The 20,604-nt window shown below is 71.2% G+C and carries 19 protein-coding genes and 1 pseudogene; 14 read left to right on the top strand and 6 right to left on the bottom strand.

What is annotated here, in order from left to right:
• Positions 1 to 30: 30 nt before the first annotated feature.
• Complete coding sequence (locus L0P92_RS17190) at positions 31 to 603, top strand: Uma2 family endonuclease (protein ID WP_234763599.1); 573 nt, start codon at positions 31 to 33, stop codon at positions 601 to 603.
• Here L0P92_RS17190 and L0P92_RS17185 read toward each other — a convergent pair.
• The gene (locus L0P92_RS17185; protein WP_234763598.1) at positions 581 to 1,213 is read right to left on the bottom strand and encodes a rhomboid family intramembrane serine protease; all 633 of its coding nucleotides are present in this window, start codon (positions 1,211 to 1,213) and stop codon (positions 581 to 583) included. The genes L0P92_RS17190 and L0P92_RS17185 overlap by 23 nt on opposite strands.
• Before the next feature lie 91 nt (positions 1,214 to 1,304).
• On the opposite strand from L0P92_RS17185, the gene L0P92_RS17180 reads away from it, so the two are divergent.
• From L0P92_RS17180 to L0P92_RS17140, 9 genes are all read left to right on the top strand, one after another.
• Complete coding sequence (locus L0P92_RS17180) at positions 1,305 to 1,979, top strand: UbiX family flavin prenyltransferase (protein ID WP_234763597.1); 675 nt, start codon at positions 1,305 to 1,307, stop codon at positions 1,977 to 1,979.
• Between the two features lie 102 nt (positions 1,980 to 2,081).
• A complete protein-coding gene (locus L0P92_RS17175) occupies positions 2,082 to 2,537 on the top strand; it encodes an Lrp/AsnC family transcriptional regulator (protein ID WP_062724142.1) in 456 nt (151 codons plus the stop codon).
• An 81-nt stretch (positions 2,538 to 2,618) separates the two neighbouring features.
• Positions 2,619 to 3,782 carry an aminofutalosine synthase MqnE gene (gene mqnE / locus L0P92_RS17170; RefSeq protein WP_234763596.1) on the top strand — a complete coding sequence of 388 codons (1,164 nt, stop codon included), beginning with the start codon at positions 2,619 to 2,621 and terminating at the stop codon, positions 3,780 to 3,782.
• Between the two features lie 138 nt (positions 3,783 to 3,920).
• The gene (locus L0P92_RS17165; RefSeq protein WP_234763595.1) at positions 3,921 to 4,583 is read left to right on the top strand and encodes a UdgX family uracil-DNA binding protein; all 663 of its coding nucleotides are present in this window, start codon (positions 3,921 to 3,923) and stop codon (positions 4,581 to 4,583) included.
• A 16-nt stretch (positions 4,584 to 4,599) separates the two neighbouring features.
• Complete coding sequence (locus tag L0P92_RS17160; RefSeq protein ID WP_234763594.1) at positions 4,600 to 5,124, top strand: GNAT family N-acetyltransferase; 525 nt, start codon at positions 4,600 to 4,602, stop codon at positions 5,122 to 5,124.
• Between the two features lie 96 nt (positions 5,125 to 5,220).
• A complete protein-coding gene (locus L0P92_RS17155) occupies positions 5,221 to 5,526 on the top strand; it encodes a DUF4229 domain-containing protein (protein ID WP_234763593.1) in 306 nt (101 codons plus the stop codon).
• A 200-nt stretch (positions 5,527 to 5,726) separates the two neighbouring features.
• The gene (locus tag L0P92_RS17150; protein ID WP_234763591.1) at positions 5,727 to 7,394 is read left to right on the top strand and encodes an SPFH domain-containing protein; all 1,668 of its coding nucleotides are present in this window, start codon (positions 5,727 to 5,729) and stop codon (positions 7,392 to 7,394) included.
• Entirely contained in the window at positions 7,391 to 8,734 is a 1,344-nt protein-coding gene (locus tag L0P92_RS17145) for an SPFH domain-containing protein (protein WP_234763590.1), read from the top strand. Before L0P92_RS17150 ends, L0P92_RS17145 begins: the two co-directional genes overlap by 4 nt.
• A gap of 69 nt (positions 8,735 to 8,803) precedes the next feature.
• A complete protein-coding gene (locus tag L0P92_RS17140) occupies positions 8,804 to 9,481 on the top strand; it encodes a TetR/AcrR family transcriptional regulator (protein ID WP_234763589.1) in 678 nt (225 codons plus the stop codon).
• Here L0P92_RS17140 and L0P92_RS17135 read toward each other — a convergent pair.
• Positions 9,463 to 10,338: a MaoC family dehydratase gene (locus L0P92_RS17135; RefSeq protein WP_234763588.1), complete on the bottom strand. Its 876-nt coding sequence runs from the start codon at positions 10,336 to 10,338 to the stop codon at positions 9,463 to 9,465. The genes L0P92_RS17140 and L0P92_RS17135 overlap by 19 nt on opposite strands.
• Entirely contained in the window at positions 10,338 to 11,690 is a 1,353-nt protein-coding gene (locus L0P92_RS17130; protein ID WP_234763587.1) for a 3-oxoacyl-ACP reductase, read from the bottom strand. The genes L0P92_RS17135 and L0P92_RS17130 overlap by 1 nt, the downstream gene beginning before the upstream one ends.
• Before the next feature lie 85 nt (positions 11,691 to 11,775).
• On the opposite strand from L0P92_RS17130, the gene L0P92_RS17125 reads away from it, so the two are divergent.
• The 3 genes from L0P92_RS17125 (at position 11,776) to L0P92_RS17115 (ending at position 16,602) form a co-directional block, all read left to right on the top strand.
• Positions 11,776 to 13,062 carry an acetyl-CoA C-acetyltransferase gene (locus tag L0P92_RS17125; protein ID WP_234763586.1) on the top strand — a complete coding sequence of 429 codons (1,287 nt, stop codon included), beginning with the start codon at positions 11,776 to 11,778 and terminating at the stop codon, positions 13,060 to 13,062.
• Between the two features lie 324 nt (positions 13,063 to 13,386).
• Entirely contained in the window at positions 13,387 to 15,315 is a 1,929-nt protein-coding gene (locus tag L0P92_RS17120) for an AMP-dependent synthetase/ligase (protein WP_234763585.1), read from the top strand.
• 150 nt (positions 15,316 to 15,465) lie between these two features.
• Complete coding sequence (locus L0P92_RS17115; protein WP_234763584.1) at positions 15,466 to 16,602, top strand: sugar ABC transporter substrate-binding protein; 1,137 nt, start codon at positions 15,466 to 15,468, stop codon at positions 16,600 to 16,602.
• A gap of 14 nt (positions 16,603 to 16,616) precedes the next feature.
• Here L0P92_RS17115 and L0P92_RS17110 read toward each other — a convergent pair whose 3' ends face one another.
• Positions 16,617 to 17,525 (bottom strand): LysR family transcriptional regulator, encoded by a 909-nt coding sequence (locus tag L0P92_RS17110; RefSeq protein ID WP_234763583.1) that lies wholly within the window; start codon positions 17,523 to 17,525, stop codon positions 16,617 to 16,619.
• Between the two features lie 287 nt (positions 17,526 to 17,812).
• On the opposite strand from L0P92_RS17110, the gene kstD reads away from it, so the two are divergent.
• Positions 17,813 to 19,570, top strand: coding sequence for a 3-oxosteroid 1-dehydrogenase (kstD, locus tag L0P92_RS17105; protein WP_273634051.1), 1,758 nt, complete (start codon positions 17,813 to 17,815; stop codon positions 19,568 to 19,570).
• A 74-nt stretch (positions 19,571 to 19,644) separates the two neighbouring features.
• On the opposite strand, the pseudogene L0P92_RS17100 reads toward kstD, so the two are convergent.
• Both L0P92_RS17100 and L0P92_RS17095 read right to left on the bottom strand, forming a co-directional pair.
• Positions 19,645 to 20,234: pseudogene (locus L0P92_RS17100) on the bottom strand (class I SAM-dependent methyltransferase).
• Between the two features lie 28 nt (positions 20,235 to 20,262).
• On the bottom strand, positions 20,263 to 20,505 hold the full coding sequence (locus L0P92_RS17095) for a glycine zipper domain-containing protein (protein WP_234763582.1): 243 nt from the start codon (positions 20,503 to 20,505) through the stop codon (positions 20,263 to 20,265).
• Positions 20,506 to 20,604 lie beyond the last annotated feature (99 nt).

The following is a 20,604-nucleotide window of genomic DNA, read 5'->3' as shown; positions in this document are numbered from 1 at the left end:
CATTGAGGGCAGGACCCCAGGGAGGCCACCGTGACCGTCTCGGGCATCGACCGCCTGCACTCGCAGCTCAGCAAGCTGGAGGACATGTTCCCCGGCTATCTGACGGAGATTGTCGAGGGCAGCATCGTGATGAATCCGGTCAGGCCGTTCCACGGGAAGACGATCCTGAGGGTGTCCGCGAACCTCGAGGGTCAGCTTCCGCCGGAGTGGGGGCTGGTGAGCGATGTGGCGTTTCCCTTCGACGACGCGAACGAGTTCTGCCCGGACATCGCGGTCATCCCCGCCGAGGCGGAGGACGAGAACCGCAGCTCCTACCCCGCCGATCTGATCGAGCTCGTAGCCGAAGTGGTGTCCCCGGAGAGTGTCCGCCGTGACTACGACGTCAAGCCCCGCTGGTACGCCTCACGCGGCATCGCCAACTACTTGATCTTCGACCCGCTGAAGGGCCACTGCGTCACGATGTGGAACCCCGGCCCCGACGGCTACCGAGGTCGCGACACCATCCCCTACGGTCCCGACCTGACCATCGACTCCGCGCTCGGCAAGCTGAAGATCCCCACCGCGACCCTCCCCGTCGACCCTAAAGCGCGCCCCCAGCTCTGAGCGCCGGCCCGTGCGCCCGCCGGCGCAACACGACCGCCGCCGCAACCCCCGCCACCAGCCCCACCAGATGCCCCTGCCAGCTGATGCCGGACTGGGTCGGGGCGAGGCCTGCCAGGATCGAGCCGCCCCAGATGGCGGCGACGAGGATGCCGACCAGGACGCCGAGCGGGCGGCGTTCCACGAAGCCGGTGACCAGGAGGAAGCCGAAGAGGCCGAAGACCAGGCCGGAGGCGCCCGCGGTGTTGGTGCCGGACGGCGATATCAGCCACACCCCGAGACCGTCGGCGACGATGATCAGGGCGCAGGCGACGGCGAACCGGCGTATGCCCCCGAGGGCCGCGAGGAATCCGAGGACCAGCAGCGGCACGCTGTTCGCGGCGACATGGGCGAAGCCGAAGTGGACGAAGGACGCCGGGACGACGTCCACCAGCTCGGACGGGGTGCGCGGGACGATGCCGAAGCCGTCGAGGGCGTGTCCGCTGACCACGTCGGCCACTTCGAGCAGCCACAGCAGCGCGACCCAGCCCAGCATCAGCTTGGCCGCGGCCTTCGCACGGTCACCCCGCGACCACTCGCCCTGCGGACCCCGCAGCACCGGCATACCAGCCATCGCGACTCCACCCCCCGACTCGCCCCTTCCAGGGAACGCCCGGCCACCCTTGGTCGGTTCCCACCCGGCGGCGCCGGATAGGCTCGGTGTCGTGAACCCAGTCAAGCCAGGAGAGACGCCGCGTACGCCTTGGATCGTAGGGGTGTCCGGCGCTTCCGGCACCCCATACGCCGCCGCGGTGCTGCGCGCGCTCCTCGCCGCCGGGGAGAGCGTCGACCTGGTCGTCAGCCGGGCGTCACGGCTCACGTTGCTCGACGAGACGGGGATCCCGTTCCGCGACGCGCACTGGGAGACCGACCTGCGGGAATGGCTGTCCCGCGGGGCCGACGGCAAGCCCGCGACCTTCGAGGTGGACATCGCGGGCGTACGGCACTGGAGCGCGGGTGACCTCGCGGCCGGGCCGTCCTCCGGGTCGTACCCCGTCAAAGGAATGCTGATCGTGCCCGCGTCGACGGCCTGTGTCGCGGGCGTCGCGCTCGGGCTGTCCAAGGACCTCCTTCAGCGAGCGGCGAGCGTCACCTTGAAGGAACGCCGCAAACTGGTCGTGGCCGTGAGGGAGACCCCGCTGAACGGCCAGACCCTCCGGCACCTCGTCGCACTGGACGACGCCGGCGCCAGCGTCGTACCGGCGTCCCCGGGCTTCTACGCGGGCGCGACCCACATCCAGGACCTCGTGGACTTCGTCGCCGGACGCGTGCTGGACGCCGCGGGTGTCGAGCACGGGCTGTACCGGCGATGGAAGGGCGAGCTGGGCCACGGCACTTAAGGCGGGTCGGCGGGACGGGCACGTCGCCGTCCCCCTCATCACTTCCTCTCGTCATTGACTCTCATCACTTCTGGAACTCTTCAGCGGAAGGCTTCGAATCGCATGGACGCGGTGGACAGGCAGCTCATCCAGGCCCTGAGGGAGAACGGCCGGGCCTCCTACGCGGAGCTGGGACGCCTCGTCGGTCTGTCGGGACCCAGCGTCACCGACCGCATCAACCGGCTGGAGGCGGCCGGTGTCATCACCGGCTACCGCGCCACCGTCGACGCCGCCTCGCTCGGCCTCGGCGTCACCGCGCTGATCGGCATCTCGCTCTCCGACGCCACCGACCACGAGGACGTGGCGAACCGGCTGCGGGACCTGGGCGAGATCGAGGACTGCTGGTTCATCGCGGGCGACGACTCGTACATGCTCAAGGTGCGGGCGGCCGACGTGGACGGTCTGGAGAAGATCATCCGACGGCTCAGCGGCACCGTGGGCGTCTCCCGGACCCGTACGACGATCGTGCTCTCCACGAAGTGGGAGAACCGGGTCGGGCAACTGCCTGAAGAGGCGTAGGCGCGGAGCGCCTTTGGGGGCCCCTCCGCCCGGAGGGTGGGGGAGTACGGTTTATCAAGTCTGTCTAGGAGAGGTGCACGCATGGACGTCGGGCTCAAGCGCGAGCTGGAGGAGAAGGTCCGCTCCGGTGAGCGGCTGTCCCGTGAGGACGGCATCGCGCTGTACGAGTCGGACGACCTGGCGTGGCTCGGCGGGCTCGCGCACGAGGTGCGTACGCGCAAGAACGGCGACGTCGTCCACTTCAACGTCAACCGGCACCTCAACATGACCAACGTCTGTACGGCCTCCTGCGCGTACTGCTCCTTCCAGCGCAAGCCGGGGGAGAAGGACGCGTACACGATGCGCATCGAGGAGGCCGTCAAGCTCGCCAAGGCGATGGAGTCGGAGAACCTCACCGAGCTGCACATCGTCAACGGTCTGCACCCGAACCTCCCCTGGCGCTACTACCCGCGCTCGCTGCGGGAGCTCAAGGCCGCGCTGCCGGAGGTCTCGCTGAAGGCCTTCACGGCGACGGAGATCCACCACTTCGAGACGATCAGCGGCCTTTCGGCGTCCGAGATCCTCGACGAGCTGATCGACGCGGGCCTGGAGTCGCTGACCGGCGGTGGCGCCGAGATCTTCGACTGGGAGGTCCGGCAGCACATCGTGGACCACCGCACCCACTGGGAGGACTGGTCCCGTATCCACCGCCTGGCGCACGAGAAGGGTCTGAAGACCCCGTGCACCATGCTGTACGGCCACATCGAGGAGCCGCGGCACCGCGTCGACCATGTGCTGCGCCTGCGGGAGCTCCAGGACGAGACCGGCGGTTTCCAGGTCTTCATCCCGCTGCGCTACCAGCACGACTTCGTCGACATGAAGGACGGCAAGGTACGCAACCGCCTCCAGGCGCGCACCCAGATGGCGACCGGCGCGGAGGCCCTGAAGACCTTCGCCGTCTCCCGTCTGCTCTTCGACAACGTCCCGCACGTCAAGGTCTTCTGGGTGATGCACGGCGTCCAGACCGCCCAGCTGGCCCTCCAGCACGGCGCCGACGACATGGACGGCTCGGTCGTCGAGTACAAGATCACGCACGACGCCGACAACTACGGCACGCCGAACAAGCTGACCCGTGAGGACCTGCTGGACCTGATCCGGGACGCGGGCTTCCGCCCGGTGGAGCGGAACACGCGCTACGAGATCATCCGGGAGTACGACGGCCCGGACCCGGCGCGACGGGAGTCGCCGCAGCCGATGCGGGTCTGATTTCAGCGGGCGGGACCGTGCCGACCTCTTAGGGGCGCGGGGCTGTATCGATGTGCGGCTCCGCCGCGGGGCGCGACCAGCCCCCACGCACCCGCAGACGATATGGGTCCGAGTGCTCACGACGGGTACTCGGCCCGCATGGTGACCACGAGAGCGCCTGAGGACGCCTACACCGCGGAACCGTTCGTCCCGGAGGGGGCCCGCGGCCTCCCCACCCTGCGACGGGCCGCGGCGGAATGCAGGGGCTGCCCCCTGCACCGCGACGCGACCCAGACCGTGTTCGGCCAGGGCACCGCCAACGCCCGGGTCATGCTCGTCGGCGAACAACCCGGTGACCAGGAGGACAGGCAGGGGAAGCCGTTCGTGGGTCCCGCGGGCCGACTGCTGGGCCGTGCGCTGGAAGAGGCCGGCATCGATCCCGGCGAGGCCTATGTGACCAATGCCGTCAAGCACTTCAAGTTCACGCGGGCCGAACCCCGCAAGCGCCGCATCCACAAGGCGCCCTCCCTGCGCGAGATGACGGCGTGCGGGCCGTGGCTGGCCGCCGAGCTGGCCGTCGTGGAGCCCGAGTTGATCGTGATCCTGGGCGCCACCGCGGGCAAGGCGCTGCTGGGGTCGTCGTTCCGGGTCGGGGAGGCGCGCGGGGCGCTGCTGGAGCGGGAGGTCCACGGCCGGCCGGAGAAACTGGTGGCCACGGTGCATCCGTCGTCGGTGCTGCGGGCGCAGGACGACGCGGACCGCAAGGCGGCGTACGAGGGTCTGGTCTCCGATCTGAAAGTGGCGGCACGAGCACTGTTGTAATGGTTACCATGGCGCGGTGTCCCTTACTTTCACACTCGACCCGGCCGTCACTCCCGCCCTGCGCGACGGCGTCCTCGACCTGTGGACCGACGTCTCCAACGCGGGCGGAGCCGTCGGCTTCGTACCGCCCGTGACACGGGAGGCGATCCGGCCGACGCTGCTGCAGCACCTCACGGCGATGGCCGACGGGCGCACCCGGCTGCTGGTCGGGCACGACGAGGCGGGCGAGGTCGCCGCGACGGCCTTCTTCACCTTCAACACCCACCGGCTGATGACCCACTGGACCTGGCTGTACACGGTGATGGTGCACCCCAGGCACCAGGGCAAGGGCTACGGCCGCGACCTGCTGACGGCCGCCGAGCGGGCCGCCCGCACCTTCGACGGCATCGAGGCGATAAGGCTCACCTGCCGGGGCGGCCTGGGCCTGGAGCGGTTCTACGGCTCCTGCGGCTACAAGGAGGTCGGCCGGATCCCGGGTGCCATCAGGGTCGAGCCGGGCGACGACCGGGACGACGTGATCATGCTGCTGCCCCTCGTCTGACGCTTCCTGCCCGCCCGCCGACCCCCCTGCAAGATCGGGGGTCGCGCGTGCTTCACTGGGCAGTGGCCCTTTTTGGAATCGGAAGAGTGGATTGAGATGCTCCGCTACACACTGATGCGCCTCGGGATCTTCGCGGGCTGCCTCGTGGTCGTCTGGGGCCTCGTCTACTCCGGCGTCGCCCCGCGCGGCCTCGGCGACTCCAACGGCATGTGGATCATCCTGCTCGCCCTGCTGATCTCGGCCCCGATCAGCTTCGTCGTCCTGCGCAAGGAACGGGACCGCGCGTCCGTCCAGATCGTGCAGAAGGTCGACCGTGTGAAGGCCAACCTGGAGGCCAACCGCAGCCAGGAGGACGACGTGGCCGACGAGGCGGCCCGGGCGCAGGGCCAGGCTTCCTCCTAGTCCTTCCCCCGTCCCTGATCGGACGTCCCTGATCGGACTCTCTTCCGGGTCCCGGCAGTGATACCGATCGGTAACTGTGCGGGACGCCCCCCTTATCTTTGTCCGGATCATGATGTGGGATGACTGGAACCACATCGGGCCGACCGGTGTATCACCAGTAGGACCCGCAACCGACGGGCATCGCAACACAAGGGGGAACCGTGGCACGAGCGCGCGCCAAACAGGGCGCACGACGCGTCGCCGAGGCCGTCGCCTCCGGCACCGATCCGCGGAAGGCCGCGCAGGAGGAACTGCAGCGGCAGGTCGGCGGACGGGGATCGCGCGAAGGCGGCGAGGAGTACGACGCGCAGGGCTGGGCCATCGACCCGGCCGACTTCCTGGCCGCCCGGGAGCAGGGCGGATCCACCGCCACCGTCATGCGGCAGAAGACGGTGCCGCTGGACGAGGCCGGGGAGGCGCTCGGCCGCAGCGAGCAGGTGCGCGAGGGCGGCGAGGTGGTGCACGCCATCTGTCCGATGGTGATCCCCAAGGGCCGCTCGATCGTCTCCATGCTGCCGGTGCTGATGCTGCTCGTGCTGAGCCTGGTGGGCGCGGCCGTCGTGGGGGCCTCCGGCGCCGACGTGCTGACCAACCCGCTGTTCGGCGTGCACTCCTGGCTCATCGCGCTGCTCGCCGTCGCCTTCGTGTGGTGGCGGCAGGGCATGGTCATGGTGCCGGACGGCTGCCAGGCGCTGATCACCCGGTTCGGCAAGCTGGAGAAGGTCGTCGGCCCCGGCCGGATCGTGCTGCTGAGCCCGTGGAAGCGGGTGTCGTACATCGTCAACACCACGATCGAGTACCCGTTCAACGCGCCGGTGCGCGAGGCACCGACCAAGGGCGGCGTGAAGGCGTCCATCGACCTGTTCATCCAGTTCCGGATCAGCGACCCGACCGAGTTCGTGTACACCCTGGGCGCGGTCCGCGGCTTCGAGGAGAAGCTGAGCAACGCGGTGAGCGAGACGATCCGCACCCTCGTCTACGAGCAGGAAGCCGCCGGTATCTACGACATGGTCGGCGAGGACACCGGCCGTCTGCTGGACCTGCTCAACCAGCAGTTCCGTCCGGCCGTCGAGCTGACCAACGCCAACATCACCCACGCCGAGCCCTCCGACCAGCGCTACCGCATGGACCTGGCGGCGCCCGAGATGGTGCGGGTGGCCAAGGAGGCGTACACCCACGAGTACGCGCTTCAGCTCCGCAAGGAGCAGGACGAGGGCGACCTCACCCGGGAACTCGCCTCCAGCCAGGAGACCTTGTCCGCGATCCAGGCGGACATCGCCCAGTACCAGGCGCAGATGGACACGGCCGTGGAGCGCGAGACCAACCGCGCCGAGGCCCTCGCCCGGCAGCGGTACGTCCAGGCCGAGTCGGAGGCCAAGGCCAACGCGGCCCTGCTGGAGGCGCAGGCCCTCGACATCCGCGCGGTGACCGCGGCCGAGGCCCCGGAGATCCTGGAGTACCGCTACCAGCAGCAGGTGCTGGACACGCTGGAGCAGGTCGCCGACCATCTGCCGCGCCTGGTCCGCATCGGCGGCACGGCGGACGCGGGGATCGACTTCCTGGAACTGGCCCGTGAACTGGTCGGCGAGCGGGGTACGGAACTGTTCACCGACGAGGACATGGCCGCCGTACGGGCGCGTCTGGCGGAGGTGTCCGAGCGGATCGCCGCGCGTGAGGCGGAGATCGGCGCGCTGCTGGCCGCCGACCGGCCGACGGTGCCGCAGGTTCCCGGTCAGCCCGGCCACCCTGAGCAGGCCGACCAGCCCGACCAGCCCGCGACGACCGCCGGCTCCGACAGCTCCGACGTCTCCGAGGAGGCCGCCCAGTGAGCACCGCCCGTTCCTCCCACCGCCGGTCGGTCATCTCCGAGAAGGTCGCCCCCTGGAGCGACATCGCGCGGCTGCTGCGCGGCGGCGAGGCCGACACCCTGATCCCGGTGATCATCCCCCGCCACCGGCGCCGCCTGTGGTGGATGCTGCCGCTGTGGATCGGCGTCTACGCCCTGTTCATGGGCGTGATGCTGACGCTGGGCGCGGCGGATTCCGAGTCGGTCGCCGGGGATCTCGCCTACGGCACCCTCGCCACCCTGTCCTACGTCGGCGGCGTGGTGCTGCTGCTGATCGGCGTGCTGTGGTGGTGGCGTTCCTCGATCGTCGAGATCGAGCAGGGCACCAACGGCGTGCTGACCCGCTACGGCGCCGTCGTCCGCACCCTGGACGCCGGCCGCCACTACCTGTGGCACCCGTGGTCCCGGGTGGACTTCGTGGTCGACACGGCCACCGAGATCCCCTACTCCGCCCCGGTGATGGCCTGTCCGACGCAGGAGAACGTCCCGCTGCGCTCCATCGAGTTCTTCCTGAAGTTCCGTATCACCGACGCCGTGCTGTTCGTCCGCACGATCGGCGCGGGCAACTTCGACCTGGTGCTCTCCAGCGCCGTGCAGGACGCGATCCGTCAGCGCGCCCGCAAGATGCGCACCGAGCGCGCCTACGACCTGCGCGGCTCGGACGTGGCCGACATGCAGGAGCTGCTCAACCGCCAGCTGTCCGGCTACGGCGTGCGCATCACCGGCTCCAACATCCCGGACGTGCAGCTGCCGACGCAGTACCAGCAGCACCTGGCCACCCGGGAGCGGGTCGCCAAGGAGCGCACGGCGTACGACCAGGAGTGGGGCCTGATCCGCAAGCGCCGCATCGACCAGCTGGGCATGGACATCGAGCGGGCCAAGAAGGTGCGGGACGCCCGGATCGTCGAGGTCAAGGCCGCGCTGAACCGGGCCCGCGAGCAGGTCGCCCAGCTTCTGGAGCAGCAGGAGACCAACGCCCAGCGGGTGCGGTTCGAGATCGAGACGCGCGGCCGCAGCGGTCTGATCGCCGCCGAGAACGAGGCCCGCGCCCAGCGCGCCCTCGCCAAGGCCTACCGCGACAACCGCGCGGTCCTTCAGTACGAACTGGCCCGGCGCCGGCTGGAAGTGGGCGCGAAGCTCGCCGGGAAGGCCCCGCAGCCGGTGGTTGTACGGACCGACGGCTCCGGAGCGGACACCTCGGCCCTGTCCACCCTGCTCACCGCACAGCTGCTGCCCCGGCTGACGGCGCTGCCGGCGGGTGACGCACGGCCGTTGATCGATCAGGTGGCGCGGTTCGCGGACGAGGCGAGAGGCGAGGAGTAGCCGTTCGATCGGCGGCGATGTGTGGCGGGCCGGGTGGGATCGCCCCTCCCGGCCCGTACGCTAATCGGCATGGGTGCCGTGAAGACCAAGCGGATGCCGCGCGCCGTCCGTGAGCAGCAGATGCTGGACGCCGCCGTGCGGACCTTCGGCCGACGGGGGTACATGGCCGCGTCGATGGACGAGATCGCCGAACTCGCGGGCGTCTCCAAGCCGTTGGTGTACCTCTACCTGAACTCGAAGGAAGACCTCTTCACGGCCTGCATCCGGCGCGAGGCCGCCGCGCTCACCGAGGCCGTCCGTGCCGGGGTCCGGCGCGAGGCGCCCGCCGACAGCCAACTCTGGGAAGGCCTCGGCGCGTTCTTCACCCACACCGCGCAGAACCCGGACGGCTGGGCCGTCCTGCATCTGCAGGCCCGCACCCATGGGGAGCCGTTCGCCTCCGAGGTCGCCGCGATGCGCGCGGAGATCGTCGCGTTTGTCACGCAGCTGATCCTCGCGGCGGCGCGGGAGGCCCATCGCGACCCCGATCTGCCCGAGAGCGAGGTCGCGGGGCTCGCCGAGGCCCTGGTCGGGGCCGCCGAGGCCCTCGCGGACTGGGCCAACGCCACACCCGGGGTGACGGCGCGGGAGGCGGCGGCGACCCTCATGAACTTCTCCTGGTCGGGCCTGGGCAACCTCATGGCCGGCCGGCCATGGTCACCTCCGGCCGGGGCACAGCCCGTCGCCGCTCACGAGGTGAGCGGGTAGACCTCCCCGGCCACGTGGACGCGTTCCTTGGCGCCCCGCAGCTCGAAGCGCCCGCCCTCCGCCGCGTAGGTCACCGTCCCCGGCAGCAGTACGGGTGCCCTGAACTCCACCTCCACCACGGCCCGTTCCGGAGTGCCGTGTGCGGCGAGGCAGCGGGCCACCGTCCACATGCCGTGTGCGATGGCGCGCGGGAAGCCGAACAGCCGGGCGGTGAGGGGGTGGAGATGGATGGGGTTGCGGTCGCCGGAGGCGGCGCCGTAGCGGCGGCCGACGTCCCCGGCGAGGCGCCACTCGGCGACAGCGGGAAGCGGTTTGGGAGCTTCCGGCGTCTCCCCGGCTCCGGCCCCGGCCCCGGACGGCTCGGCGCGGTGGTGGTCCGTGCGGTGCCGGGCGAGATATCTGCTCCGTGACTCCCATACGACGGCCTCTCCTTCCCGCACCTCGGTGACCACGACGGCCTCGGTTCCCCTGCGGTGCGGCACCAGAGCGTCGATGTGCACGGACAGTTCGTACGTTCCCGTCGCCGTCAGCCGCTGGTGCCGGGTGATGCCGATGTGGGTGTGGACGAGGCCGAGCAGCGGCAGTGGGAACTCCCGGGTGCTCATCAGCCGCATGGCCAGCGGGAAGCCGAGGACATGCGGATAGGTGATCGGCAGTGCGTCGTCGCCGGTCGCGAAGCCGCAGACCCGTTCGTAGGCGGCGAGCCGGGCGAGGTCGACGCGCAGGCCGGGCAGGACCAGCCGGGTCCGGGGGAACTCCGCGTCGGGGCGGGGTCGTTTGAAGGGGGAGAGCACAGCGCCCCGGGCGAGCAGACCCGGCAGGGAAGGAGGACCGGTCAGGACGGTCGCGTTCGTCATCACGCCCCCAGCAGGCTCTGGCCGCACACCCGGACGACCTGCCCGTTGACCGCACCCGACCCCGGGTGCGCCAGCCATGCCGTCGTCTCGGCGACGTCGACGGGCAGTCCGCCCTGCGCCAGGGAGTTCATACGGCGGCCCGCCTCACGGATGAACAAGGGGATCGCGGCGGTCATCCCGGTCTCGATGAAGCCGGGTGCGACCGCGTTCACGGTCACGCCGTGCTCGACGAGCGCGCGCGGCGCGAGGGAGCGGACCAGACCGACGACGCCGGCCTTGCTCGCGCCGTAGTTGGTCTGCCCGGCGTTCCCGGCCAGCCCAGCGATCGACGCCGTCGCCACGATCCTCCCGCCCCGCCGCAGCGTCCCGCTCTCCAGCAGGGTATCCGTGGTGCGCAGCACGCTCGCGAGGTTGACGTCCAGGACCGAACTCCACCGCTCGGCGGGCATGTTGACCAGGCGCCGGTCCCGGGTGATCCCGGCGTTGTGGACCAGGACGTCCAGCCCGTCGGGGAGCGCGGCGGCGATGCGCTCGCCGGCGTCGGGGGCGGTGATGTCGAGCGCGAGGGCGGTGCCGCCGAGTCGGTCGGCCACGCGCCGGGCGTCCTGTTCGGCCTGCGGCACGTCGAGCACGACGACCCGGGCACCATCCCTGGCCAGCGTCTCGGCGACCGCCTCACCGATGCCGCGCGCGGCGCCGGTGACCAGGGCGGTGCGGCCGGTGAGGGGGCGGTCGAGGCCGGCGGGCGCCCCGCCTTCGCCGTAAGCACCCTCTTCGTGAACGCCCTCGCCGTGAACACCCTGGTCCTGGACGCCGTAGGCCCCGACCTCGATCACCTGACCGCTGACATACGCCGACTTGGGGGAGAGGAGAAAGCGCAGGGTCGACCCGGCCGCGCGGGCGTCCGTCAGCCGGACCAGGTTCACGGTCCTGCCCCGCCCGATCTCCTTGCCGAGCGAGCGCGTGAAGCCCTCCAGGGCCTGCTGGACGGCCGCCTGGTGGTGGTCGGCGGCGTCGAGGGGCGCGCCGAGGACGACGATCCGGCCGCTCTCGGCGACGGACCGCACGACGGGGTGGAGGGCGGCGTGCACCTCGGCGAGCGTCTCGACGTCCCGAACCCCGGTGGCGTCCAGGAGCACGGCGGCCGGCCTCTCGGAGGTGGCCGTCAGATCGAGGCCCGCCTCCGTCAGCTCCAGCTCCGACTTGCCGGCCGTGAGCAGCAGCCGCTCACCCTCCAGTGTGGGCCGCTGAGGTGACCAGCGTTTCAGCGCGGCCGGCTGCGGCAACCCCAGACGGCGGGTCAGGAAGCGGCCGGGCGTCGTGCCGGTGAAGGTCAGATAGCGGTCGGCCATGTACCACTCCCAGTGCTGCTCCGGTGCTGACTCCGGAGTAAGGTTACCCGAGGTAAGCCCATGGTGACGTGAGGAGTGGGTGGAGATGAGCCCCGTGAAACCACCGGCGGTACGGCGCGTAGCGATCATCGGCGGCACCCGCGTCCCGTTCGCCCGCTCCGACGGCCCGTACGCCACCGCGTCCAACCAGGACATGCTCACGGCCGTGCTCGACGGCCTGGTCGAGCGGTACGCGCTCGGCGATCCGGGCGCGGTCGGCGAGTTCGTCGCCGGAGCCGTCCTCAAGCACAGCCGTGACTTCAACCTCGCCCGCGAGACGGTCCTCGGCTCGAAGCTGGACGCGCGCACGCCGGCGTACGACATCCAGCAGGCCTGCGGTACCGGCCTCCAGGCCGTCATCGCCGCCGCCAACAAGATCGCGCTCGGCCAGACCGAGTCGGCGGTCGCGGGCGGCGCGGACACGACGAGCGACGCGCCCCTCGGCGTCAACGACGAGCTGCGCCGCATCCTGCTGGAGGCGCGGCGGGCCAAGTCGCTGGGCGGTCGCGTCAAGGCGCTCGCGCGCGTACGGCCGGCCCACCTCGTCCCCGACATCCCGCGCAACGCCGAGCCCCGCACCAAGCTCTCGATGGGCGAGCACGCCGCCGTCACCGCCCGCGCCTGGGGCATCTCACGCGCGGCGCAGGACGAGCTCGCGGCGGCCAGTCATCAGCGGCTGGCGGCGGCGTACGAACGCGGGTTCTTCGAGGACCTGGTCGTGCCCTTCCGGGGGCTGGCGCGCGATCAGAACCTGCGCCCCGGTTCGACGCCGGAGAAACTGGCCGCGCTGAAGCCGGTGTTCGGGCTGGACCGGCCCGAGCCCACCATGACGGCAGGCAACTCGACGCCGTTGACGGACGGGGCGGCGGTGGTGCTGCTGGCGAGCGAGGAGTGGGCCGAGCGGCGCGGGCTGGAGCCGCTGGCGTACCTCAGCGCGTACGAGACGGCCGCCGTGGACTTCGTGCGGGGCGATGTCGCGGGCGGCGAGGACGGGCTGCTGATGGCGCCGGCGTACGCGGTGCCGCGCATGCTGGAGCGCGCCGAACTTGGCCTCGCCGACTTCGACTTCGTCGAGATCCACGAGGCCTTCGCCTCCCAGGTGCTGGCCACGCTGGCGGCGTGGGAGAAGCGGGGACTCGGCCCCGTGGACCGCGCCCGTCTGAACGTGAACGGATCCTCCCTGGCCACCGGCCACCCCTTCGCTGCGACCGGCGCGCGGATCGTGGCGACGCTGGCGAAGTCGCTGGCGGACAAGGGCGGTTCCGGGCGCGGGCTGATCTCCGTCTGCGCGGCCGGCGGACAGGGTGTTACGGCGGTTCTGGAGCGTGACTGAGGCTGCTGACGGGCGGTTCCGGAGCGCGGCTGACGGCGGTTTCGAAGGGGAGCCGACGGCACGCGACCGAGCGAAGGTAAGGAGAAGGTGAGACGAAGCTGAGGGGCCCTCACATACCCCCCGACGTTGCACATACCCGGCTCCGTACCGCCGCCGAACCCGCACAACCCCCACACGCGTAAGCCGTACGATCTCCTGCCTAACCAGCGGTAACCCTTTCCGCAGGCCTCCGCATGCCTCGGCAGGTGAACGCCACGGTGCGCGAGGCACGTACGTCATGCAGCAAGCAGTTTCCACGCTGCACGCCCGCCGCAGGAGCCGCCCGTGTCCACCCCGCTTCCCTCCTTCGCCCCGTCGGCCGCCTTCGACGACGCCCCGGGACCGAACCTGGTGCGGCCCGAGACTCGGCGGTTGGACGGTGCCGTACGGGAGGCGTACGTACCGCCGTTCGCGCCGCCGGTCACCCATGGGTCGCTCGCGGACCTGCCCTTCGACAACGCGGCCGCGGCCCCGGACGCGGTGGTCCTCAGCCGCCGGGGCGCGGACGGGCAGTGGTCGGACGTGACGGCGGCCCAGTTCGCCGAGCAGGTGCTGGCGGTGGCCAAGGGGCTGGTCGCCGAGGGGCTGACGCCGGGCGACCGGATCGCGATCATGGCGCGCACGACGTACGAGTGGACGCTCCTCGACTTCGGCGCGTGGGCGGCCGGTCTCGTCACGGTGCCCGTCTACCCCACCTCCTCCGTCTTCCAGACCCGCTGGATCCTCCAGGACTCCGGTGCGGTGGCCCTGGTCACGGAGACCGCGGCCCAGGCGTCCGCCCTCGGTCCCGAGCTGGACCGGGTGCCGGACCTGCGGCACATGTGGGTGATGGAGAAGGGCCATGTGGAGCGGCTGGCGGAGCACGGCAGGCAGCAGCCGGACGGGGAGGTCAGCGTACGGCGCGGCATGCTGGTGCCGGACACGCTGGCGACGCTCATCTACACCTCGGGCACCACGGGCCGCCCCAAGGGCTGCGCGCTGACGCACGGCAACTTCTTCGCCGAGGTCGACAACGCGATCGAGCTCCTCTACCCGATCTTCAAGGCGAGAACGAGCGAAGAGGCCTCGGTGCTGCTCTTCCTGCCCATGTCGCACGTCTTCGGCCGGATGGTGGCGGTGGCCTGCATCCGGGCCAGAGTCAGGCTGGGCCACGCGCCCAGCCTCAAGGCGGAGGACCTGCTGCCCGACCTGGCGGCCTTCCGGCCCACCTGCCTGCTGACCATCCCCTACATGCTGGAGAAGGTCTTCAACTCCGCCCGCGCCAAGGCCGAGACGGGCGGCCGGGTGTCGTCCTTCGACCGCGCCGCGTCCGTGGCCGAGCGCTACGGCGAGGCGATGGAGGCCCGCGCGGCCGGCACGGGAGGCGGCCCGAACGCGGCGCTCAAGACCGCCCGCGCCTTCTACGACCCGCTGGTCTACCGCCGTATCCGCAACGCCATGGGCGGCCGCGTGCGGTACGCGATCTGCGGCGGCTCGCCGCTCGGCCGCCGCCTGGCCGCCTTCTACACCGGCGCGGGCATCGAGATCTACGAGGGCTACGGCCTCACCGAGACGACCGGCGCCGCGACCGTCACCCCGCCCCTGAAGCCCCGCCTGGGCACGGTGGGCTGGCCCCTGCCCGGCACCCGTGTCCGGATCGCGGCGGACGGCGAGATCCTCATCGCCGGCGACCAGGTGCTGCGCGGCTACTGGGATCCGTCGGCGGGCGGCGTGGTCCCGGCGGCGGCGGACGGCTGGCTGCCGACGGGCGACATCGGCGCCCTCGACGACGAGGGCTACCTCACGATCACCGGCCGCAAGAAGGAGCTCCTGATCACCGCGGGTGGCAAGAGCGTCGCCCCGGCACCCCTGGAGAACTGGCTGCGCTCGCACCCCCTGATCTCCCAGTGCATGGTCCTCGGCGACCGCCGCCCCTACGTCTCCGCCTTGATCACCCTGGACATGGACGGCGTCAGCCACTGGCGGAGGATGCGCGGAAAGCACCCCGTGCCCGCCGAACTCCTCGTGGATGACGACGAGTTGAGGGCGATCCTCCAGCGCGCGATAGACGAGGCCAACAAGCTGGTCTCCCGCCCCGAGTCCATCCGCCGCTTCGCGATCCTGCCGACGGACTTCACGGAGATGGACGGCCATCTGACGCCGTCGATGAAGCTGCGCAGAGAGGCGGTCATGCGGGACTTCGCGACGGAGGTCGAGGGGCTGTACGAGAAGTAGCAGCCAGTACCGGCGAGTACGGAAAACGGTTGCCGTCTCGTTACGACAACTGCTTGACGTGACATGCCGATGCCGCGTTGGCTACCGCCACCAGGGCCTAGCGCCCCCGGGCCAGCACCGCCGCTCCCCCCGCTCGGAAGGCACCAAGTAGTGAACGCACGTACCCCCCACCTCCCCGCTGTACGCCGTGTCGCGATAGCCCTCGCCGCCTCGGTCTCGGCGCTGTCGCTCGCCGCGTGCGGTGTCGTCGACGGCATCGGGGGCGATGACAGCTCCGAGGCGCCGAAGAAGGGCGACGACATCACGGTGGGTCTGCTGCTGCCCGACAAGGACACGGCGCGTTTCGAGAAGTTCGACTACCCGCTCATCAAGAAGGAGGTCGGCAACCTCACCGACGGCAAGGGCAAGGTCGAGTACGCCAACGCCGAGGCGAGCCCGGACAGACAGAGCCAGCAGTTCCAGAAGATGATCGAGGACCAGGTGGACGTGATCCTGGTGGACGCGCTGGACGCCAAGGGCATCGCGCCGGACGTGCAGAAGGCGAAGGACGCCGGCATTCCCGTCATCGCCTACGACCGTCTCGCGCAGGGGCCGATCGACGCCTACGTCTCCCACGACAACGAGCTCGTCGGCGAGGTGCAGGGCCGCGCCCTGGTCGAGGAACTCGGTTCGAAGGCCGCGTCCAGCAAGGTCGTCATGATGAACGGCGACCCCGCCGACCCGAACACGGGCCTGGTCAAGAAGGGCGCGCTCGACGAGCTCGAGGGCGAGGTGAACATCGTCAAGCGCTACGACACCGACAAGTGGTCGCCCGAGGTGGCCAAGGCGAACATGAAGAAGGCCATCGCCTCCGTCGGGCTGAACGACATCGCCGCCGTCTACTCGGCGAGCGACGGCTTGGCGGACGGCGTCATCGAGGCCTTCAAGGACGCGGGTGCGAGCAAGATCCCGCCGGTGACCGGGCAGGACGCGAATCTGGACGCGGTGCAGCGGGTCGTCTCGGGCGAGCAGTTCATGACGGTGTACAAGTCCTTCCTGCTGGAGGCGACCAACGCCGCGAGGATGGCCGTGTACAAGGTCCAGGGCCGCGACATCGAGTTCGACGCGCTGACCCAGGACGCGGTCGACAGCCCGACCCAGGACGGCATCCCGGCGCAGCTGGTGCCGGTGGTCGCCCTCACGAAGAACAGCATCGAGGAGACGGTGATCCGGGACGGCGTCTACACCGTCAAGCAGATCTGCACCCCCGAGTACGCGGCGGACTGCGCGGCGATCGGCTTGAAGTAGTCGGGCGGAAGCGACTAGCAGCCCGAGCCCGCTGCCCTGCGCCGGCTCTCCACCAGGTCCGCGAACGCCCGGGCCGGCGGACTGAGCGCGTCCCAGCGGCGGACCGCCCAGCCCACGGGCAGCGGGCGCAGGGCGGGGAGCGGGATCAGACGCAGGTCACCGTCGCTGCCGGGTACGGGCAGTCCCGGCAGCGCGGGCAGCACCGCCCGCCCGACCCCCAGCTCGGCCAGCAGCAGCGCCGTGTCCCAGTCGGCGACGCTCGTGTCGTGTGCGAGACGGACGCCCAGCTCCGCGCAGGCGGCGTCCAGATGAGCCGCCGATGCGGAGTTCGGCGGCAGCCGGATCAGCCGTACGTCCCGCAGGTCGGCGCCGGCATCGACGTACGGCCGCCGCGCGAGCGGATCGTCGGCCCGCACCGCCAGCACCCAGGGCAGCTCCACCACCGGCCGCTGCTCGATGCCGCGCACGGGCGGGCCGAGGGTGATCCAGGCCAGGTCGAGCGTGCCGTCGGCCAGCGCGTCGAAACTGCCCCGGCCCGAACTGACCGTACGGAACTCCAGGTTGACCCGGGGATGGCGCCGCCGGTACGCGACGACCGCCTCCGACATGAAGTGCCGTACGGTCGTCGCCCCGGTCGCCACCCGCACGTACCCGCTCTCGCCGTCCACGAGATCCCGCAGCTGCCGTACCGCCAGATCCAGCCCGGATATCCCCTCGGCGGCGGCCGCCTCCAGCACGCGCCCCGCCTGGGTCGGCACGACCCCTCTGGGCTGCCGTTCCAGCAGCGCGACGCCGGTCTCCCGCTCCAGCCGCTTCACATGCTGGCTCACCGCCGACTGGGTGCACCCCAGCTCCCGGGCCACCGAACTCAGGCTCCCGGCCCGGCACACGGCCACGAACACACGCAGGTCGTCGAGGGTCATGACCTCTAAGTTAATGCTTGGGGACAGCGACAAATCCCAAGGATTGACTGTGCTTTGCCCGATGGACGACCATTTTCGACGGGCCCGGGCGGCAACCCGCTCCTCGCCCTCGCCGGTGTCCGGACCAAGGCGGGGGAGAGGGCGGGTGCCGACCCACCGCGCCCACCGTGTCCACCGCGCTCTTCAACTGCCCTTCCCCGCACTTGACTTCACAAGGCATCCGCGTCACATTCGCATTTCTGACACAACCTCAGAAATGTGGAGCCGTCCAGGCGGGAGCCGCCCCCATGACCACCAGCGCGCACCTTTCCCGAAGACACGTACTCGCCGCCGGCGCCGCGGGCACCGCCGCCACCGCCCTGAAGCTCACGACCGCCCAGGCTGCCGACCTGCCTCTCCTCGGCACGTACGACGTCGTGGTCGTCGGCTCCGGCGCGGCCGGCATGACCGCCGCCCTCACCGCCGCGCGGCAAGGGTTGAGCTGTGTGGTGCTGGAGAAGGCGCCCACCTTCGGTGGATCCGCCGCCCGGTCAGGTGCCGGGATCTGGATCCCCAACAACTCCGTGCTGCTGGCGGCGGGCGTGCCGGACACCCCCGCGAAGGCCGCCGCCTATCTCGCCGCCGTCGTCGGCGCGGACGTGCCCGAGGACCGGCAGCGCGCCTTCCTCGCCCACGGCCCGGCGATGCTGTCCTTCGTCATGGCCCACAGCCCGCTGCGCTTCCGTTGGATGGAGGGGTACAGCGACTACTACCCGGAGCTGCCCGGCGGCCTCCCGGGCGGCCGTTCCGTCGAGCCGGACCAGCTCGACGGCAATCTCCTCGGCGCCGAACTGGCGCGTCTGAACCCGCCGTACATGGACGTGCCCGCCGGCATGGTCGTCTTCAGCGCCGACTACAAGTGGCTGGCCCTGGCCGCGGTGAACGTCAAGGGGGCGGCGGTGGCGGCGGAGTGCCTGGCGCGGGGCACGGCGGCGGCACTGCGCGGGGAGAAGCCGCTGACCATGGGACAGTCGCTGGCGGCCGGGCTGCGGCTGGGGCTGGGCTCGGCCGGGGTCCCGGTGTGGCTCGGCACACCGCTCACCGACCTGTACGTCGAGGGCGGCACCGTGAGCGGGGCGGTCGTCACCCGGGGCGGCGCGCCCGGCCTGGTCCGAGCGCGGCGGGGCGTGATCGTCGGCTCGGGCGGCTTCGAGCACAACGCGACGATGCGCGAGCGCTACCAGCGCCGGCCCATCGGCACGGACTGGACGGTCGGCGCGAAGGAGAACACCGGCGACGGCATCCAGGCCGGCCACCGGCTCGGCGCCGCCCTCGGCCTCATGGACGACGCCTGGTGGGGCCCGGCGATCCCGCTCCCCGGCCAGCCGTACTTCTGCCTGACCGAACGCACCCTCCCCGGCGGCCTGTTGGTCAACGCGGCCGGAGCACGGTTCGTCAACGAGGCCGCCCCCTACAGCGACGTCGTCCACACCATGTACGACGTCCACGACACCAGCCCGGCCATCCCGGCCTGGCTGATCGTCGACCAGAACTACCGGAACCGGTACCTCTTCAAGGACGTCCTGCCGGCCCTGCCCTTCCCGGCCGGCTGGTACGACTCCGGCGCCGCGTACAAGGCCTGGACCCTGGACGCGCTCGCCGCCTCGATCGGCGTCCCGGCGGCGGCCCTGCGCACCACCGTGGACCGCTTCAACTCCCAGGCGTGGCGCGGCGCGGACCCCGACTTCCACCGGGGCGACAGCGCCTACGACCACTACTACGCGGACCCGTCCGTCCTCCCCAACTCCTGCCTGGCCCCGCTCTGGCTCCCCCCGTACCACGCCTTCCGCATCGTCCCCGGCGACCTCGGCACCAAGGGCGGACTCGTCACCGACGCCCGCGCCCGGGTGCTGCGCGAGGACGGCTCGGTGATCCGGGGGCTGTACGCCGCCGGGAACGCGAGCGCGGCCGTGATGGGCCACAGTTACGCGGGGGCCGGTTCGACGATCGGCCCGGCGATGACGTTCGGGTACATCGCGGCGCGGGACATCGCCGGGGTGCACTAGCGCCCCTCAGGGGCGCGGGGAACTGCGCGACCAGCCAGGACGGTGCCGCAGACGACTGACGGCGCAACGCGGCACTACACAGCGGAGCGCTTGGGTTTGCGGGCGATGAGGAACGCCTGCGCGACCGTCTCGTCGAGCGTGGGGTCCGGTTCGCGGACCGTCCTCGAGAGCAGGGCGAAGCCGGCCGCCGTCAGCAGGCCGGCCATGTCCTCGGGCCGGCGGCGCTGCCGGGTGCCAGGACGCGGTGGAACTCGGCGAAGAGGGCCGGGAGCCGGTCCACGGGGGTGTGGATGGAGGAGTAGAAGGACAGGGCACCGGCCAGCGCGCCGTCCGCGAGGTCCAGCTCCAGCATCGAGCCCTGCTCGAAACGGAGCCCGGGGTTCTCGCGGCGGGCGATGGCGAGCATGGACTCCGACAGGTCGAGCCCGAACACGTTCAGGCCGAGCGAGGCGAGGCGCCCGGTCGTCCGTCCCGGACCGCACCCCAGGTCGGCCACCCGCCCGTCCCGGCCGGCCCCGCTCTCCTGGACGAGTTCGGCGAACACGCTCAGCATCGCCCGCTCCAGCGGCCGGTTCACGAGCTCGTCCTGGAAGAGCGTCGCGTAGTCCTCGGCGACGGCGTCGTAGAAGGTGCGGGTGGTCGTCAGGAAGTCGGAGTCGGTCATGGCCGGGGACCTTAGCGAAGGTGTGCGGCTACTCGCCTTCGTCTTCCCGCTCCCCGGCCCGCATCCGGCCGACACCGACCCCGGTGCCGACGGCGATGCCCATGCACATCCCCAGCGAAAGCCCGAGGGCCAGGTTGTCGAAGACGGTCATCCCCAGGACCAGGCCGATGCTCACGCCGAGGCTGAGTCCGACGGACATCCCCATCGCCAGCTTGTTGCCCTCGGCACTCCCGCCGCTCTCCCCGTGGTCGTTCTCTTCACTGCTGGTCATCCGGCGATTCTCGCCATGAGGGCCGTCTCACGCCACCCCGGCCGCCCGCAGCACCGCCGTGAACGGCGCCCGCCGCCACGCCAGTACGCCGGCCACCAG

The sequence above is a fragment of the Streptomyces muensis genome (genome assembly GCF_021474425.1).
In the GTDB taxonomy this organism is placed as follows: domain Bacteria; phylum Actinomycetota; class Actinomycetes; order Streptomycetales; family Streptomycetaceae; genus Streptomyces; species Streptomyces muensis.
This window is presented reverse-complemented; position numbering and strand designations above follow the sequence as displayed.